13 protein-coding genes are annotated in these 16,572 nt (G+C 60.4%); 8 read left to right on the top strand and 5 right to left on the bottom strand.

Annotated features, from left to right (window positions below):
* Position 1: 1 nt before the first annotated feature.
* The 3 genes from JNB85_RS16195 to JNB85_RS16205 all read left to right on the top strand — a co-directional run bounded on the left by JNB85_RS16195 (position 2) and on the right by JNB85_RS16205 (position 4,193).
* Complete coding sequence (locus JNB85_RS16195) at positions 2-1,633, top strand: alpha-D-glucose phosphate-specific phosphoglucomutase (RefSeq protein ID WP_220335350.1); 1,632 nt, start codon at positions 2-4, stop codon at positions 1,631-1,633.
* A gap of 12 nt (positions 1,634-1,645) precedes the next feature.
* The gene (glgX, locus tag JNB85_RS16200) at positions 1,646-3,616 is read left to right on the top strand and encodes a glycogen debranching protein GlgX (RefSeq protein ID WP_220335351.1); all 1,971 of its coding nucleotides are present in this window, start codon (positions 1,646-1,648) and stop codon (positions 3,614-3,616) included.
* Between the two features lie 88 nt (positions 3,617-3,704).
* Positions 3,705-4,193, top strand: a complete 489-nt coding sequence (locus JNB85_RS16205; protein WP_220335352.1) for a MaoC family dehydratase — start codon at positions 3,705-3,707, stop codon at positions 4,191-4,193.
* A gap of 14 nt (positions 4,194-4,207) precedes the next feature.
* Here JNB85_RS16205 and JNB85_RS16210 read toward each other — a convergent pair whose 3' ends face one another.
* Genes JNB85_RS16210 through JNB85_RS16225 form a run of 4 tightly spaced genes read right to left on the bottom strand, consistent with a single transcriptional unit; the run spans position 4,208 to position 9,347 of the window.
* Positions 4,208-4,756 (bottom strand): sarcosine oxidase subunit gamma, encoded by a 549-nt coding sequence (locus JNB85_RS16210; RefSeq protein WP_220335353.1) that lies wholly within the window; start codon positions 4,754-4,756, stop codon positions 4,208-4,210.
* A complete protein-coding gene (locus JNB85_RS16215) occupies positions 4,749-7,742 on the bottom strand; it encodes a sarcosine oxidase subunit alpha (RefSeq protein ID WP_220335354.1) in 2,994 nt (997 codons plus the stop codon). Before JNB85_RS16215 ends, JNB85_RS16210 begins: the two co-directional genes overlap by 8 nt.
* The gene (locus tag JNB85_RS16220; protein WP_183748619.1) at positions 7,739-8,080 is read right to left on the bottom strand and encodes a sarcosine oxidase subunit delta; all 342 of its coding nucleotides are present in this window, start codon (positions 8,078-8,080) and stop codon (positions 7,739-7,741) included. Before JNB85_RS16220 ends, JNB85_RS16215 begins: the two co-directional genes overlap by 4 nt.
* Before the next feature lie 13 nt (positions 8,081-8,093).
* Entirely contained in the window at positions 8,094-9,347 is a 1,254-nt protein-coding gene (locus JNB85_RS16225) for a sarcosine oxidase subunit beta family protein (protein WP_220335355.1), read from the bottom strand.
* A 242-nt stretch (positions 9,348-9,589) separates the two neighbouring features.
* Here JNB85_RS16225 and JNB85_RS16230 point away from each other — a divergent pair, with 242 nt between their 5' ends.
* Positions 9,590-10,729 (top strand): FecR domain-containing protein, encoded by a 1,140-nt coding sequence (locus tag JNB85_RS16230; RefSeq protein WP_220335356.1) that lies wholly within the window; start codon positions 9,590-9,592, stop codon positions 10,727-10,729.
* 4 nt (positions 10,730-10,733) lie between these two features.
* On the opposite strand, the gene JNB85_RS16235 is transcribed toward JNB85_RS16230, so the two are convergent.
* Positions 10,734-12,905, bottom strand: coding sequence for a CHASE2 domain-containing protein (locus JNB85_RS16235; RefSeq protein WP_220335357.1), 2,172 nt, complete (start codon positions 12,903-12,905; stop codon positions 10,734-10,736).
* A gap of 309 nt (positions 12,906-13,214) precedes the next feature.
* Between JNB85_RS16235 and JNB85_RS16240 the strand changes: the two genes are divergently transcribed.
* The 4 genes from JNB85_RS16240 (at position 13,215) to JNB85_RS30945 (ending at position 16,391) form a co-directional block, all read left to right on the top strand.
* Positions 13,215-14,843, top strand: coding sequence for an adenylate/guanylate cyclase domain-containing protein (locus JNB85_RS16240; RefSeq protein WP_220335358.1), 1,629 nt, complete (start codon positions 13,215-13,217; stop codon positions 14,841-14,843).
* A 178-nt stretch (positions 14,844-15,021) separates the two neighbouring features.
* Positions 15,022-15,237, top strand: a complete 216-nt coding sequence (rpsU, locus tag JNB85_RS16245) for a 30S ribosomal protein S21 (protein WP_003542939.1) — start codon at positions 15,022-15,024, stop codon at positions 15,235-15,237.
* 137 nt (positions 15,238-15,374) lie between these two features.
* A complete protein-coding gene (locus tag JNB85_RS16250) occupies positions 15,375-16,241 on the top strand; it encodes a tetratricopeptide repeat protein (RefSeq protein WP_220335359.1) in 867 nt (288 codons plus the stop codon).
* A gap of 24 nt (positions 16,242-16,265) precedes the next feature.
* Positions 16,266-16,391 (top strand): hypothetical protein, encoded by a 126-nt coding sequence (locus JNB85_RS30945; RefSeq protein ID WP_262928184.1) that lies wholly within the window; start codon positions 16,266-16,268, stop codon positions 16,389-16,391.
* Positions 16,392-16,572: the final 181 nt, after the last annotated feature.

Raw genomic sequence — 16,572 nt, forward strand, 5'->3', positions numbered from 1 at the left:
AATGATCAAGTCCGTTCCAACCACGCCCTATCAGGACCAGAAGCCTGGCACCTCGGGTCTGCGCAAGAAGGTTCCCGTCTTCCAGCAGCCGAACTATGCGGAAAACTTCATCCAGTCGATCTTCGATTCGCTCGAAGGTTATCAGGGCAAGTGTTTGGTCATCGGCGGCGACGGACGCTACTACAACCGCGAAGTCATTCAGAAGGCAGTGAAGATGGCCGCCGCCAATGGCTTCGGCAAGGTCATGGTCGGCAAGGGCGGCATTCTCTCAACCCCGGCAGCTTCCCATATCATCCGCAAATACAAAGCCTTCGGTGGCATTATCTTGTCGGCCAGCCACAATCCCGGCGGCCCGACCGAAGACTTCGGCATCAAGTACAATGTCAACAATGGCGGTCCGGCGCCGGAAAAGATCACCGACGCGATCTTCGCCCGCTCCAAGGTGATCGAAAGCTACAAGATCGCCGACTTCGCCGACGTCAATATCGACCGTATCGGCAAGGAAGAGCTGCCGGGCGGCATGATCCTCTCGGTCATCGACCCGGTCGAGGACTATGCCGCACTGATGGAAGAGCTCTTCGATTTCGGCGCGATCCGCAATCTGATCAGCCTCGGCTTCCGCATCGCCTTCGACGCCATGAGCGCCGTCACTGGCCCTTATGCCAAGGAGATCTTCGAAAACCGTCTTGGTGCTCCGTCGGGTTCCGTCCGCAACTTCATGCCGCTCCCGGATTTCGGCGGCCATCATCCGGACCCGAACCTCGTTCATGCCAAGGAACTCTATGACGAGATGATGGGCGAAGACGCGCCCGATTTCGGCGCCGCATCCGATGGCGACGGCGACCGCAACCTCATCATCGGCCGCGGCATTTTCGTCACCCCGTCCGACAGCCTTGCCATCCTCGCTGCCAACGCCAACCTGGCGCCCGGCTATTCCGGCGGCCTCGCCGGTATCGCACGTTCCATGCCGACATCGGGCGCGGCAGACCGGGTGGCTGAAAAGCGCGGCATCGGCATTTACGAGACCCCGACCGGCTGGAAATTCTTCGGCAACCTGCTCGACGCCGGCATGGCGACGATCTGCGGCGAAGAAAGCGCCGGCACCGGCTCGAACCATGTCCGCGAGAAGGACGGTCTCTGGGCTGTTCTGCTTTGGCTGAACATCCTGGCCGTACGTGGTGAAAGCGTGCAGGACATCGTTACCCAGCACTGGCAGACCTATGGCCGCAACTACTATTCCCGCCATGACTATGAAGGCGTCGACAGCGATGCCGCAAACGGTCTGGTCGATAATCTGCGCAGCCAGCTCTCCACATTGCCCGGCAAGATCTTCGGTGACCTGACCGTCGAGAAGGCTGACGATTTTGCCTATCACGATCCGGTCGACAAGTCGGTCAGCGAACATCAGGGTATCCGCGTCCTTTTCCAGGGCGGCTCCCGCGTCGTCTTCCGCCTTTCCGGTACCGGCACGTCTGGCGCAACCCTGCGCGTCTATATCGAGCGCTACGAGCCGGATTCGACTCGCCATAATATCGAAACGCAGGAAGCGCTCGCCGATCTGATCGCGGCCGCCGAAAGCATCGCCAACATTCGTGAGCGCACGGGACGCAACGAGCCGACCGTGATCACCTGATCCGGGGGGCGTATGGGGGGCAACAGTTCCGCACAGGGCGGTGCCATCGTTTTCGAAACGGGCGTGGAATTTGCTGTCTGGTCGCATTATGCAGCGCAGATCGATCTCTGCCTCTTCGACGATGACGGCAAGGAATATGCGAGGCTCCCCATGGCCCGCGACAGCGACCATGTCTTCCGTCTCTTCGTCGATGGAGTCAAGGAAGGCGCGCGCTACGGCTACCGCGCTGACGGCATTTACGCTCCGGATCACGGCCTGTGGTTCGACCCCTCGAAACTGCTGATCGATCCCTATGCCAAGGCCGTCGATGGACCTTTTCATTACGACCCGCGGCTCGGCATCTTCGGAGAAGATACGCAGCACCTGATCCCGAAGTCTGTCGTCATCAAAGATACGCCCGCCAAAATCCGGAAGCCGCTCCTCAGACCGGGCGGCTTTATTTATGAGGTGGCCGTCAAGCCCTTCACCATCCTGCATCCGGACGTGCCGGAAGCTCAGCGCGGCACAGTCGCCGCTCTGACCCATCCCTCCGTCATTGCTCACTTGAAGCGCATCGGCGTCGATGCCGTCGAGCTGATGCCGATCACCGCCTGGATCGACGAGCGGCATCTGCCGCCGCTCGGCCTGACGAACGGTTGGGGCTACAATCCCGTTGCCTTCATGGCACTCGATCCGCGTATCGTGCCGGGTGGCATCGCAGAGCTCAGAGAAACAGTGGCGAAGCTGCATGAAGAAGGCATCGCCGTCATCCTCGACCTCGTTTTCAACCATACGGGCGAAAGCGATCGCTACGGCACGACGCTATCGCTGCGCGGTATCGACAATCTCAGCTACTACCGCCACGTAGCGGACCGGCCATCGGTGCTCATCAACGATACCGGCACCGGCAATACGGTTGCCTGCGACCATCCCTACGTCCAGCGGCTCATCATCGACAGCCTGCGCCATTTCGTCTGCAATGCCGGCGTCGACGGCTTCCGTTTCGATCTGGCTCCGGTTCTTGGCCGCACGGCAGACGGCTTCGACCGGAACGGCACGCTTGCCGGGATTCTCACCGACGAGTTGCTCGCCGATCGCATCATGATTGCCGAACCCTGGGATATCGGCCCAAACGGCTATCAGCTCGGCAATTTTCCTCCGCCCTTCCTCGAATGGAACGATCGTGCCCGCGATGACGTCAGATGCTATTGGCGTGGCGATGACTGGAAGACGGGCTCCCTCGCAACCGTGCTGGCCGGTTCGTCGAACATCTTCTCGGCCAACGGCGAAACAGAGACCCGCAGTGTCAATTTCCTCGCCGCCCATGACGGTTTCACGCTCATGGACCTCGTATCGTACAACGGCAAGCACAACGAGGCGAACGGCGAGAACAATCGCGACGGCCACAACGAGAACCATTCCTGGAACAACGGCGTCGAAGGCGAAACCGCCTATCCCGTCATCCGGGAACGCCGCAAGGCGGATGTCAGGGCGCTGCTCTCGACCCTCTTCGCCAGCCGCGGCAGCATTATGCTCACGGCTGGCGACGAAGGAGGGCGAACGCAACACGGCAACAATAATGCCTATTGCCAGGACAACGAGATCACCTGGGTCGACTGGAACCTGCTCGACGACGACCTGATCGCCCATACCGCTTTCGTCGCCGCACTTCGCCGCCGTTTCTCGGTCTTCTCCGACCTAGCCTTCTTCTCCGGCAACGGCGATGTGGAATGGATTTCGCTCTCAGGCGAGCCGATGACAATAGGCGAATGGGAAACGCCCTCGTTCTCCATCCTCGGCATGATCCTTGCGACCGGCAATCGTTCAAACCGCAAAGAAACCCGCCTCGCTGTGCTCTTCAACCGCTCCGGACAGCATCAACTCTTCACGCTTCCCTCAGCTGGCGAAGCAAGCTGGCGCCAGCTTTTGCCGGATGGCGAACGGAAAGTCGGCGGCCGCGCCACGGTTGAGCCGCGTTCGGTCGCCTTTTTCGTGGAAAATTGATCGACGAAACACGCCCGTGCGAATCATTATCGCAATCGTCATGAATGCGGGATAAGGCTTTGCGGCTGCGGCTTTTTACGAGGAATGCATGGTCAAGGAAATTTCGCTCTCGGAAGTCCAGGGACTGGTTGGTACGGAAACTGGGCTGTCCGACTGGATCCTTATCGATCAGAAGATGATCGATGCCTTTGCCGAGGCAACCGGCGACCATCAGTTCATTCACGTCGATCCCATTCGCGCAGCAGCCGGAAGTCCCTTCGGCGGGACCATCGCCCATGGCTTCCTGACGCTCTCGCTGCTGTCGACGATGAATTACAATTGTCTGCCCAAGGTGCGCGAGCAGACGATGGGCATCAATTACGGTTTCGATAAGATCCGCTTCATGTCGCCGGTCAGGAGCGGCACCCGCATTCGCGGCCATTTCGTGCTCTCGGACGCCCGTTTCCGCGGCGCCGGCATGCTGATGACGACCTATGATGTCTCGATCGAAATCGAGAACGAAAAGAAGCCGGCACTGACCGCCCGCTGGATCACCATCATCCAGTTCGACCCGAAAGATCGGCCGGAAGACGCTTAAGGTTCTTTGCGGCCTTAATGGCTCGCGTCCTCGGCGCCTTCGGCAAGCAGCCCGAAGACATAATCCGAAAACGATCGCCAGCATTCCACCCGGAACGTATCCTCCTCAGTGCGGAAGAGCACGATCTCGGCCTTGCCGAAGATTGTCCGCGAGCAAGCGCCCACCGGAAAAATCTCCAGAGAGAGATCCTGAGGACAACCGCCGGACAGCGTCACCTCCGCACCCGGTCCGGAAACAGTAATACCGACATTGCGGTGAGAAACATCAACCGCCGAATGAAGAGCGGCCGCGCCGGAAAGAAGCGACAGAAGATCCGAGCCGGTCTCATCAATAACGAGCCATTCGTCCGGTCCCAGCCAGAGTGCCGAACGCCCTCCGGCACTGCCGGAGGTCTTGGGTGCTGTCGGCAAGGTCACCCCCAGCGCAGAAGACAGCGCGGATACGGATTCGGCCGGAGCACGCAGCGAAATTCGGGTCGCGACCGGTGCTACCGTCAGGCGCACCGTCGCCGAACCGGCAAGGAGACCGGAGAGAGCCGGCTTGCGAATTGCGACCTCAGCCATGGATACGGCCTCCTTCCTTGTCAAAGAACACCAGATCCGTCACCTCGACCGGAATGGTCCGATCCGGCATCGGCACATAGAGCGTTTCACCCACGAGATTGCGACCACCTTCGACCAGCGCAAAAGCAATCGAACGACCGCAATTTTCAGACCAGTAGGCCGATGTTACGTGGCCGAGCATCTTCATCGGTTTCGGCTGGTTCGGGTTGGCAACAATCTGCGCACCCTCTTCGAGCACCAGCTTCGCATCCTTCGTCGCCAGACCGACGAGCTGCTTGCGGCCTTCCTTGACGAGATCAGGCCGCTTCAGGCCACGAATGCCGACGAAATCCGCCTTCTTCTTCGAGACAGCCCAGGAGAGCCCGGCGTCATCAGGCGTCACCGTACCGTCCGTATCCTGGCCGACGATGATATAGCCCTTTTCCGCGCGCAGCACATGCATGGTCTCGGTGCCGTAGACGCAGGCACCAAGTGGCTCGGCATTAGCCCAGACAGCCTCCAGCACCGATTCGCCGTAGTCGGCAGGCACATTGATTTCGAAGCCGGTCTCGCCGGTGAAGGAAACGCGGAACAGGCGCGCCGGAACACCGGCCACCCTGCACTCGGCGACACTCATATGCGGGAAAGCTTCGTTGGAAATGTCGAGACCTTCGACCAGGGGCGCCACGATCTCGCGCGCCTTCGGTCCCTGTACGGCGATGACAGCCCACTGCTCCGTCACCGAGGTCAACCATACCTTCAGATGCGGGAACTCCGTCTGCAGGTAGTCTTCCATATGGTTGAGAACGCGCGGCGCCCCGCCGGTTGTGGTCGTCACATGGAAACGGTCATCGGCGAGACGACCGACGACGCCGTCGTCATAGACGAAACCGTCTTCGCGCAGCATGATACCATAGCGGCACTTGCCGGGCTTCAGAGTGTCCCAGGCATTGGTGTACATGAGGTTCATGAATTCGGCGGCATCCGGCCCGACGACTTCGATCTTGCCGAGCGTCGAGGCATCGAAGATACCGGCAACTTCGCGCGCCGTGCGGCATTCGCGGGCAACCGCCTGATGCATAGTCTCACCGGCGCGCGGATAAAACCACGCACGCTTCCAGTTGCCGACATCCTCGAAGACTGCGCCCTTGGCTTCTTCCCAGGCATGCAGCGGCGTCTTGCGCGTCGGATCAAACAGCGGCCCCCGCGAATGCGAGATCAGTGCACCATAAGTCACCGGCGTATAGGGCGCGCGGAACGTGGTGAGGCCGACCTGCGGGATATCCTTGCCGAGCGTTTCTGCGGCAATCGCCAGACCATGCATGTTGGACAGCTTGCCCTGGTCGGAGGCCATGCCGTTCGTCGTAAAGCGCTTGATGTGCTCGATCGAATGCATGCCTTCGCGCACAGCGAGACGGATATCCTTGGCGCAGACATCATGCTGGAAGTCGATGAAAGCCTTGGCGTTCGTCTCCGGTCCGGCGCCTTCGGCAGCGCCGATCATGCCGCCCGTCCAGTCGAAGGCCTGCTCGACGGAAATGCCGATCTTGCTGCCTGCCTTTTTGCCGACGGCCTGCGCCATCAACTCGCCGGCGGCCATCGATTCCTCGACGGTCTGCTGCAGACCATCCGTGCCATTGCAGGCGCCGACGGAAAGGCAATCCTGCGCATAGGTGCCGGGCAGGAAACGCTGCGTCCCGGCATCGAAGGCAACCTTACCTCGCGACTGCGAAAAGAGATGCACCGAGGGTGTCCAGCCGGCGCAGACAAGCAGCGTATCGACGCTGATCTTGCGCGCCGAACCGCCGCCATTGCGTGCCACCGTCATCGACGATATGCGCAGCGCACCCGACGTATTGACGACCGACTGACCGGTCAAAACATCGATGCCGAGCGTACGGGCTTCGGCCAATACTGCTGCACCCGGCGCTTGCCTGACATCGACGATCGCGGCAATCGAAACACCCGCCCGCTTCAGGTCGAAAGCAGCCTCATAGGCAGAGTCGTGGGCCGTATAGATGCCGACTTTCTGGCCGACCGCAACGCCATAATGATTGAGATACATCCGCCCGGCCGAAGCGAGCATGATGCCGGGACGATCGTTGTTCGGAAACACCATGTGCCGCTCGATAGCACCCGTCGCCAGGATGACGCGCTTGGCGCGGACCTGCCACAGCCGCTCGCGCGGCAGATCGCGGTCGGGGCGGGCGATATGATCTGTGACGCGTTCGACGAGGCCGACGAAATTATGATTGTAGTAGCCGAAGGCCGTAGTGCGGGTCAGGACCTGCACGTTCTCCATGGCCTTCAGGCGTGCAAGGGTTTTCTGCACCCAGGCATAGCCATCGATCCCATCCACTTTAACGCCGGCATCGAAGCGCAACGCGCCGCCGGCTTCGGCCTGCTCGTCGCAGAGGATGATTTTTGTTCCGGCTTCTGCGGCAGCCAATGCCGCCGAAAGACCGGCAATACCGGCACCGACGACCAGCACGTCGCAATGAGCATAACGGCTGGCATAGTGGTCGGGATCGTCTTCCGTCGGAGCGACACCAAGACCGGCAGCACGCCGGATCATCGGCTCGTATATACGCTTCCACGCGGCCCGCGGCCACATGAACGTCTTGTAGTAGAAGCCTGCGGCGAAGAAGGGCGAGAACAGGTTGTTAACCGCGCCGACATCGAAAGAAAGCGACGGCCAACGGTTCTGCGACTTCACGATCATGCCGTCGAAGACTTCCTGCACGGTTGCCCGCACATTCGGCTGCTTGCGGGCGCTGTCGCGCGCGACATCGATCAGCGCGTTCGGCTCCTCGGCACCGGCCGAAAGAATGCCGCGCGGGCGATGATATTTGAACGAACGGCCGACAAGGTGCACACCGTGGGCAATCAAAGCCGAAGCAACGGTATCGCCTTCGAGCGCCGTATAGCTTTTGCCGTCGAAGGTGAAGCGCGCGGTTTTAGCGGGCGTCAGCCGGCCCTTGCCGGCGATACGGTTCGCGCCGCTCATTGCGCCTCTCCTTCCACAGCTTCGTAGGTTTCCACCGGCGCATGCGGTTCCGCCGCAGCGCCGATATCCGGCTTCGGTTCGCCGGCCTTGTAGGTCATGATGAACTTGTCGCTCACGGTATCGCGTGCCGCATTGAAGAAGCGCCCGCAGCCATGCATGTGGCGCCAGCGTTCGAAAATCAGGCCTTTCGGGTTGTCGCGCAGGAAGAAATATTCCTCGAACTCTTCATCCGAGATCGAAGCGATATTGGTCGGTCGGGCGATATGGGCGTCGCCGGCACCCCGGAATTCCAGCTCCGAGCGCTCTTCCTGACAGTAAGGGCAGTAGATCAGCAGCATGATTGTCCTCGTGTCAGTGCGCAACGGCGGCAGCGGCCGCCTCATCGATCAGCCGGCCAGAGCGGAACCGCTCCAGCGTCAGCCCGGCATTGAACTTGTGCGGTTCGTCGCGGGCGATCAGATGGGCGAAGAGATTGGCAGAACCCGGTGTCGCCTTGAAGCCGCCGGTACCCCAGCCGCAATTGACGTAGAGTCCGGGAACAGGCGTCTTCGACTGGATGGCTGAACGGTCCGGCGTGTTATCGACGATACCCCCCCACTGGCGCATCATCTTGACGCGGCGGAACATCGGGAAAAGCTCGCAAATGGCGTCGAGCGTATGCGTGATGATCTGCAGACCGCCGGTCTGCGAGTAGGAATTATATTGGTCCGTGCCCGCACCGATGACGAGCTCGCCCTTGTCGGATTGCGAGATATAGGCATGCACCGTATTCGACATGACAACGCAGGGGAAGATAGGCTTCAGTGGCTCTGACACCAGCGCCTGTAGCGGGCTCGATTGCAGCGGCACGCGCACATCCGCCATCTTCATGACTGTGGTCGTGTGGCCGGCAGCCGAGACGCCGACCTTCTTCGCGCCGATGAAGCCCCTGTTGGTCTCGACGCCGGTGACGCGACCATCAGGGCCGCGGCGAATGCCGGTAACCTCGCAATTCTGGATAATGTGAACGCCACGGTCGGACGCCGCACGCGCATAGCCCCAGGCAACCGCATCGTGACGCGCCGTACCGCCACGGCGCTGCAAGGCGGCACCGTTGATTGGATAACGCGCCGTCGCCGAAATATCGAGCGGCGGACAATAGGCCTTGGCCTGTTCCGGCGTCAGCCACTCGTTGTCGATGCCGTAGAGCCGGTTGGCATGGATATGCCGCTTGAAGCTCTGCATATCGTGCACATTATGCGACAGCATCATCACGCCACGCGGCGAATACATGACATTGTAGTTGAGCTCCTGCGACAGCCCTTCCCAGAGCTTCATCGAGTGCTCGTAAATATGCATGCTCTCTTCATAGAGATAGTTGGATCGGATGATCGTGGTGTTGCGGCCGGTGTTGCCGCCACCAAGCCAGCCCTTTTCCAAGACCGCCACATTGGTGATGCCATGCTCCTTGGCGAGGTAATAGGCTGCGCCCAGTCCGTGCCCACCACCGCCGATGATGATCACGTCATATTCGGATCTCGGCTCCGGCGAAGTCCACTGCTTTTCCCAGCCCCTGTGCCCGCGCAGAGCTTCCCGCGCTACGGCAAAAACCGAATATTTCCGCATCCGCCATCATCTCCTTCAGGCAAAGGCATTTTCGTCGTGGCCATACAAATCGCAAATCGAATTGCGGCACAACGGTTCTTTTGCGACGTGAAAGAGCGTTTGTTTTGACACGGCGGGAGGCACGCAGCCTCCATCGGCCTCTATTGCCCCTTCGCAGATGCGGCATAATCCTTTTCTCACCCAACAGGGCAGGCAGAACAGCCATACAGGAAATGCTAATATTCCCATATATGGGGTGTTAGATGTCGAGTTGGCGTAGCATATGGATCGCGAGCTGCTGCTTCGCGCTTTCAGGCGCATGGCCCGCACACGCGGCTGAGCCCGTCGGCCAGGCAACTCTCATCAGAACTGAAGTGACGGGACAAGCCGGTCCAATTATCGTCAATGACGAGGTCCACCGCGACGAGCGCATTCGCACCTCGCAATCAGGGCTCGGCCAGTTCATATTCCGTGACGGAACCAAGCTTGCCGTCGGCTGGGGCTCGTCTGTTGTCATCGACAAATATGTCTTCGATGATTCCGACTCCGTCAAGCGTCTCTCGATCAAGGCGGCGAAAGGCACGTTCCGATGGGTCAGCGGCAATTCGAAGTCCTCGGCCTACCGGATCCAGACGCCGGCCGGCACGATCGGCGTGCGCGGCACCGCCTTCGATTTCTATGTCGGCCCCGACGGCACAACCGCAGTTGTGCTGTTGAATGGCGCCGCCAGCTTCTGCGGGCCGGGCGGCTGTCGGCAATTGCAGCAGCGGTGTGATTGCGTCATCGCGCGGCCAAACGGCAACATGACAGATGCGCAACCTGTCAACACCAGCGTGCTGCAGAGACTGGGCAACCAGCGCGCCCTCCCCTTCCTCTCCGGCAATCAGAGTTTAACGGGCGGCCTCGGCCTGCTCGGCGGTTGCCGAATGGCTTCGGTTCAGCCCCAGCGGAAAGACCGACTTCGTCAGGAACTCCGGCAGCGCACTCCGGATCCCGCGCCTCCTCCGCAACCGCAGAAGCAGGAGGAACCGCAGAAGCAGCGGCCGGAAAAACCGCATCACGACAAACCGCATCATGACAGGGACGACTGGCACCACGAACATGACGAGCATGGCTGGAAGGACAGGCACGATAGAGATGACCACGATGACGATCATGGAAGACCGGGTCGGCACGAAAGATCCGATCGTGCGGACAGACATGATGCCTCTGACCGACCAAGCCGCACGGAAAGGACAGACAGCAACCCGGATATGCCGAGCAGACAGGAAAGAAGCGGCGATGAAAACCACACCGTTGATAATCAGCAGAGCGCGGGAAGAGACCGGGATCGTGATCGGAATCATGGCTGGGGCGGAAACGGAAACCGGGACTGGAACGGCGGCTGGAGCCGCAATCGGTGACTGATCATTCGACGGCCTGCTTTTCCGGCAGACCGATATCCTCCTGAAAATGGTCGTTCCTGGCCGATATCCGCTCGTAGAATTCCGTAAGGCCCGCCGGGACCTTTACCCCGGCGAGTTTTGCCGCACCGATCAGCTTGCGGCTGTTCCTCGAATGCTCGCGCAAGGCGCCCATTACCTTCTCGTGGACGAGATGCAAGGCGCCGAATTCCGGTGAGACAGCGACCCTCTCGTCGCCGACCACGGCAAAGATCCGCGTCCGGCTGCTCTTTCCTTTGAGCGGAATAGCTCCTGCCTCCAAGAGCGCCGCCCCGCTTTGCGCCCGTGCCGTGCTGTCGGAGATCAGGATATCGAAACCGACCTCCTTGCAGCAGGATTCGATGCGCGCCGCGACATTCACGGCATCGCCCACCGCCGAATAGTTGAAGCGTGTCTTCGCGCCCATATTGCCGACGCAGGCAGGGCCGGTATGGATGCCGATGCCGATCCTGACCTGCTGAGCGCTGCCGAAACCGAACGCGTCGCTTGCATTGAGCTCGGCGAGTGTCTCCCGCATGGCGAGCGCCGCTCGCAGCGCCTTTGCTGCATGATCCGAAACATCGACCGGCGCATTCCAGAATGCCATGATGGAATCGCCGATGAATTTGTCGAGCGTCCCCTCATTCCCGACAACATGACGGCTCAGCGCATCGAGCAGCGTATTGAGAAACTGGACGACGGCGGTCGGCGTCAGCCTCTCGCTGATCTCGGTGAAGTTGCGCACATCGACGAACATCATGGTGAGCTCGCGCTCGTCCCCGCCGAGCTTCAGCGCATCGGGCGTATGCTCTATGCGATGCAGCAGCGAAGGAGAGAGGTAATGGCCAAAAGCGCGCCGCACCTCCCGTCGCTCCCTGTCGATGACGAGGATGCGGAACGACGTTGCCGCGAAATGCGTGATGGAGCCGCTGACGATCGGCGCCAGCGGATCGAACAGCAGACCGGCATAAAGAAAGCTGAACCACGAAGCGGCAAGTGCCATGGCGGTGATTGCCAGGCCGCAGACCAGCGCCATGGCCGGACTGACGAAGGTCGTAATAATGACGAGAAGGATGCCGAGCACGGCGATCGCAAGAATTTCCAGTCCGTCGGCCCAGTCCGGCCGCGACAGGTAGCGGCCCGAGAGGATCTGCTCGACGGTCTGCGCCTGCAGCGAAACCCCTGGCACATTTTCTCCGAGCGCTGTCGTGCGAATGTCCTGCAGCCCGACAGCCGAGGTGCCGATGAAAATGATGCTGCCATCGATTTGGGCCACGACATCGGGGGCCACTCCGCCGGCAGCAAGAACCTTTCCGGCTGAGATATAACGCTCTGCCCGGTTCGGCGTCACATAAAGCCAAATCTCTCCGGCAGCCGTCAGCGGAATGATGAAATCGCCGATCTTCGCCGAGGTGATAATCCCTGCCCGGTCCGGCGCGCCGGCCAGCACATAGGTTGAGGCGCCCTGCGCGACCCGCAACGCTTCGATCGCAAGATTGGGATAAAACTGTCCACCATCGCTGAGGAACAGCGGCACCGCACGGACGACTGATGAAGGACTGCCGGGATTGAGACTGACATGGCCAAGCCCCGCGGCATTCGCCTCCAGTCCCGGCCGGAGCGGCGTGGAAGCGCTGAGATGCGGAGGCGCGGTCAGCGGACTTTCGCCGGTAAAGGCAAAGCCGGCCTTCACTTGCGGCTTGTAGCTGCCTTCATTGGAGAGCCCGAAGCCGAGAACGACTGGCTTTCCCTTTATCGACTGCGCGAATATCTCGTCATTGTCAGGCAATTGTGCCGCAAGCGATGGATCAACGCCCTCGACCTCCTGAATTACATTGCGCGGCGACATCCGGTCCGGCTCGGCGAAGATCACGTCGAAGGCGATGGCTGCCGCTCCCATGTCGGAGAGACGGTCGACCAGCGTCGCCAGCTTGTCGCGCGGCCATGGCCACTGACCGAACTCCCGCAGGGAAGCCTCGTCGATATCGACCACTCGGACCGGCATCGCTTCAAAGCTGCGCGGCACGAGGCGCTGATACTCATCGAAGGTAACATCGCGGATCCGCTTCAGCACAGGCGGATCGCTTGCCCGGAACAGCGTAAGCGCAGCCACAATGGTCAGGCCGATCAGCACACCGATCTGCTGCAATCGCGTCATGCGTTCCGGACCTCCCCTCGAGCCGGCTCCGGGAGCCGACCCGCCGCAAGCAGGCTACGCCTCTTTAATGCCAAAGACCATTCGCTCATGCTCACAAGCTGAAAAACAAAGCGGTCGGCAATGCAGTATCCGGCTGTCGGCATCGACTACGCATTTTCGCCGAGGTGCAGCGGCAACACAGCTGGAATTACTTCGGGATCCGTCCTCGCTTTTGGCCCGACCTTTAAGCGTTGGCCTTGCCGCGCCTGCGGCGAAATGTTTTTGTGCTTCGGGGATTTAACAATTCGATTATTGTCGAGGGGATGAGCCATGGCAGATCCGCAAGGAGAGACCACGGCAAGAACTGCGGAAAACTCGGCCTCTGCCGCCCGCAGAAGCGGCTATTGGCTGATCGCCGTCGTGCTGGCGATGCTGGCCGGGCTGCCGCTCGCCGTCTGGCTCGATATCAGCGACCTCTCCGAAAATGCGTTGCGCCGGCAGGCGCGGGACATGAGTTCGCTCGTCACCAGCATACGCTCCTATTATTCAGCCAATGTCGTCGGCAGGGTGCTCGCCGCCCATCAGGCGGGCGACGTCAGCGGCACAGTCGTCTCACACAACTACGCCAATATTCCCGGCGCCATTCCGCTGCCCGCCACGCTTTCGCTGGAACTCGGCGACGTCATCAGGGAGCAGCAGGCCAACATCACCTATCGCTTCCTCTCCGACCTGCCCTTCAAGAATCGCGCGCCGCACGATCTCGATAATTTCGAAACGACATCACTCGCATCCCTGCGCGCCAATTCCAGCCAAACGCTGACCGACCTCACCCGCGCCGGATTCACCGATACCTTGCGGCTCATCACGCCTGTGATCATGGGCCAGGCTTGCGTCGCTTGTCATAACACGCATCCTGAAAGTCCGAAGAAGGATTGGAAGGTAGGCGATGTGCGCGGCATTCAGGAAGTCATCATCCGCCAGCCCTATGCGAGCAACGTTCTCGCCTTCAAATACCTGCTCTGTTATTTCTTCTTCGTCGCCATCATCGGCATCAGTTTCATTGTTCTGCAGCGTCAGCAGGCGCGCGTCATCCACGGTGCCAACCGCGATCTTGAAGCGGCTAACGAGTTCCTCGCCAGCGTCTCCCTGAAAATTTCCCGCTACCTCCCGCCGCAGATCTACAAGAGCATCTTCAGCGGCCAGAAGGATGTCGTCGTCCACACCGAGCGAAAGCGACTGACGATCTTCTTCTCCGACATCAAGGATTTCACCGCCACGACCGAACGTCTTCAGCCGGAAGCGCTGACGGAGATGCTGAACGAATATCTGACCGAAATGTCCACGATCGCGCTCAAACACGGCGGCACGGTGGACAAGTTCATCGGCGATGCCATGCTGGTCTTCTTCGGCGATCCCGAAACCAGAGGGCCGGAAGAAGATGCCAAGGCTTGCCTGCGCATGGCAGTCGACATGCAGCGCCGACTCGGCGAACTCAAGGAGAGATGGCGACGGAACGGGACGGAAGAGCCCTTCGTGGTGCGTATGGGGATCAATAGCGGCTATTGCAACGTCGGCAATTTCGGCAGCAGTGACCGTATGGACTATACGATCATCGGTGCCGAAGCGAACCTCGCCGCGCGCCTGCAATCGATCGCCCAAGGCGGTGAAATCGTCATCAGCTACGAAACCTACGCGCTGGTGAAGGATATCGTCGATGCCCATCCTTTGCCGCCGATCACCATGAAGGGCATCCAGCGGGAGATCGTACCCTACGCCGTAGACGGGCTGATGCTCGGCACCGATCACAAGAGCCGCGTTCTCAGCGAACATCTGGCGGGACTGGACCTGCATCTGGACACGGCCCGGCTTGAGCCGGCGGACCGCGCCCGTGTTGTCGCCACGCTGAAGGAAGCGATCGCTGCTCTGGACGAAACGAAGCCGGATAAGGCACGCTCCTAGCTCCGTATAGGCACGTGCGGGATTTTTCGGCGCGATTGCATATCCCGTCTGGACTTCATTCCGTCGATCTGATATCTCGCAACACCAATCGCAAGGCCGCGGCCGCGCGAACGTTATATTTTTGCCCTAGGCGCTGCGCCGCCTTTCGGCATCAACCAACCAAAGGAACGTGATTCTCGTGCAGGTACTTGTCCGCGATAACAATGTTGACCAGGCTCTCCGCGCTCTCAAGAAGAAGATGCAGCGCGAAGGCATTTTTCGCGAAATGAAGATGCGCGACTACTACGAAAAGCCGTCGCAGAAGCGTGCTCGCGAAAAGGCCGAGGCTGTCCGTCGTGTCCGCAAGCTGGCCCGCAAGCGCGCTCAGCGCGAAGGTCTGGTCGCAGCACGCTAAGGCGGTGCCGTCGTTTTTTCGACGTTTTCAGGTGCATGTGTGGCGGGGGCGATAGGTTTCGCCGCCGCCTTTTTAATTTCTGCTGAAGATTACATATCCGCCTTGCTGGATATGCTGCATGGGGAAAGCGAGCCCGAATGGCTGTCATAACCTTCAATCCGTCCCGCTCGTTGCGTTCGCAGAAATCGGCCGTGTTCGCCTCGCTGGCGCTTGCCGCAGCGCTTGGCCTCGCCGGTTGCGAAACGACCAACACGTCGGACGCTGTGATCCGCATTGACAAGGCGCAGGGCTCGCAAGAGAACATCGCGTCGCTGACAGCCGTCATCAACGCCAATCCGCGCGATCCGGAAGGCTACAATGTCCGCGGTTCAGCTTATGGCCGCGGCGGTGAATTCCGCAAGGCGCTCGACGACTTCAACACCGCGCTTCAGATCAACCCGCGCTTCTTCCAGGCCTATGCCAACCGCGCGCTGGTCTACCGCAACATGGGCCAGCAGCAACAGGCGATCGCCGATTACAACGCCGCCCTCCAGATCAATCCGAGCTATGACGTCGCCTATATCGGTCGCGGCAATGTCTACCGCATGGCCGGCCAGGACGATCAGGCCTTCAATGATTTCTCAAGAGCGATTCAGCTCGGCACCACCGATGGTCGCGCCTATCACAATCGCGGCCTGATCTACCAGAAGCGCAACCAGCAGGATAAGGCGATCGACGACTTCTCGAAGGCGATCTCGCTGTCGCCGAACTCGCCCGAGCCCTATAACGGCCGCGGCATTTCCTACATCGCGCTGAACGACAACGACAACGCATTCGCCGACTTCAACCATGCGATCGAGCTCAACGGCAACCTCGCCGAATCCTGGGCGAACCAGGCTCTCGTCTACGAGCGCCGCGGCGAGAAGGACAAGGCCACCCGCTCCTACCGCCACGCTGTCGGCCTCGATCCCAAATACCAGCCGGCCCGGGATGGACTTGCCCGCGTCGGCGGCACTGCCGGCTGACAAATAGCCGAAGAGATGGCGACGATGACTGCGAAACCGAATGCGATCATCGTCGGCGCCGACCTGCTTGCTGCCGACGAGCTTCTGTCAGGCAAGGGTGACGAAAGCCTCTTGCCCTTCCGGTTGCAGCGCTTCACCGACGCAGGATAGTCGTTCAGAAATTGACGATTTTGCACCTGACTATTTTAGTAGGTTGCAACCAAATGTCCCGCCCCCTAACATGACCCTGCTTTGATAGCGAGCTATTGGGCGATACGGATGTGAGGGGCGTTTGCGAGTGATGCGGATTCTTGCTTTCGTTGGACTCTACGAAACCGAGTTTTCCCAGCAT

The organism is Rhizobium mesosinicum (genome assembly GCF_019511345.1).
Classification (GTDB): Bacteria; Pseudomonadota; Alphaproteobacteria; order Rhizobiales; family Rhizobiaceae; genus Rhizobium; species Rhizobium mesosinicum.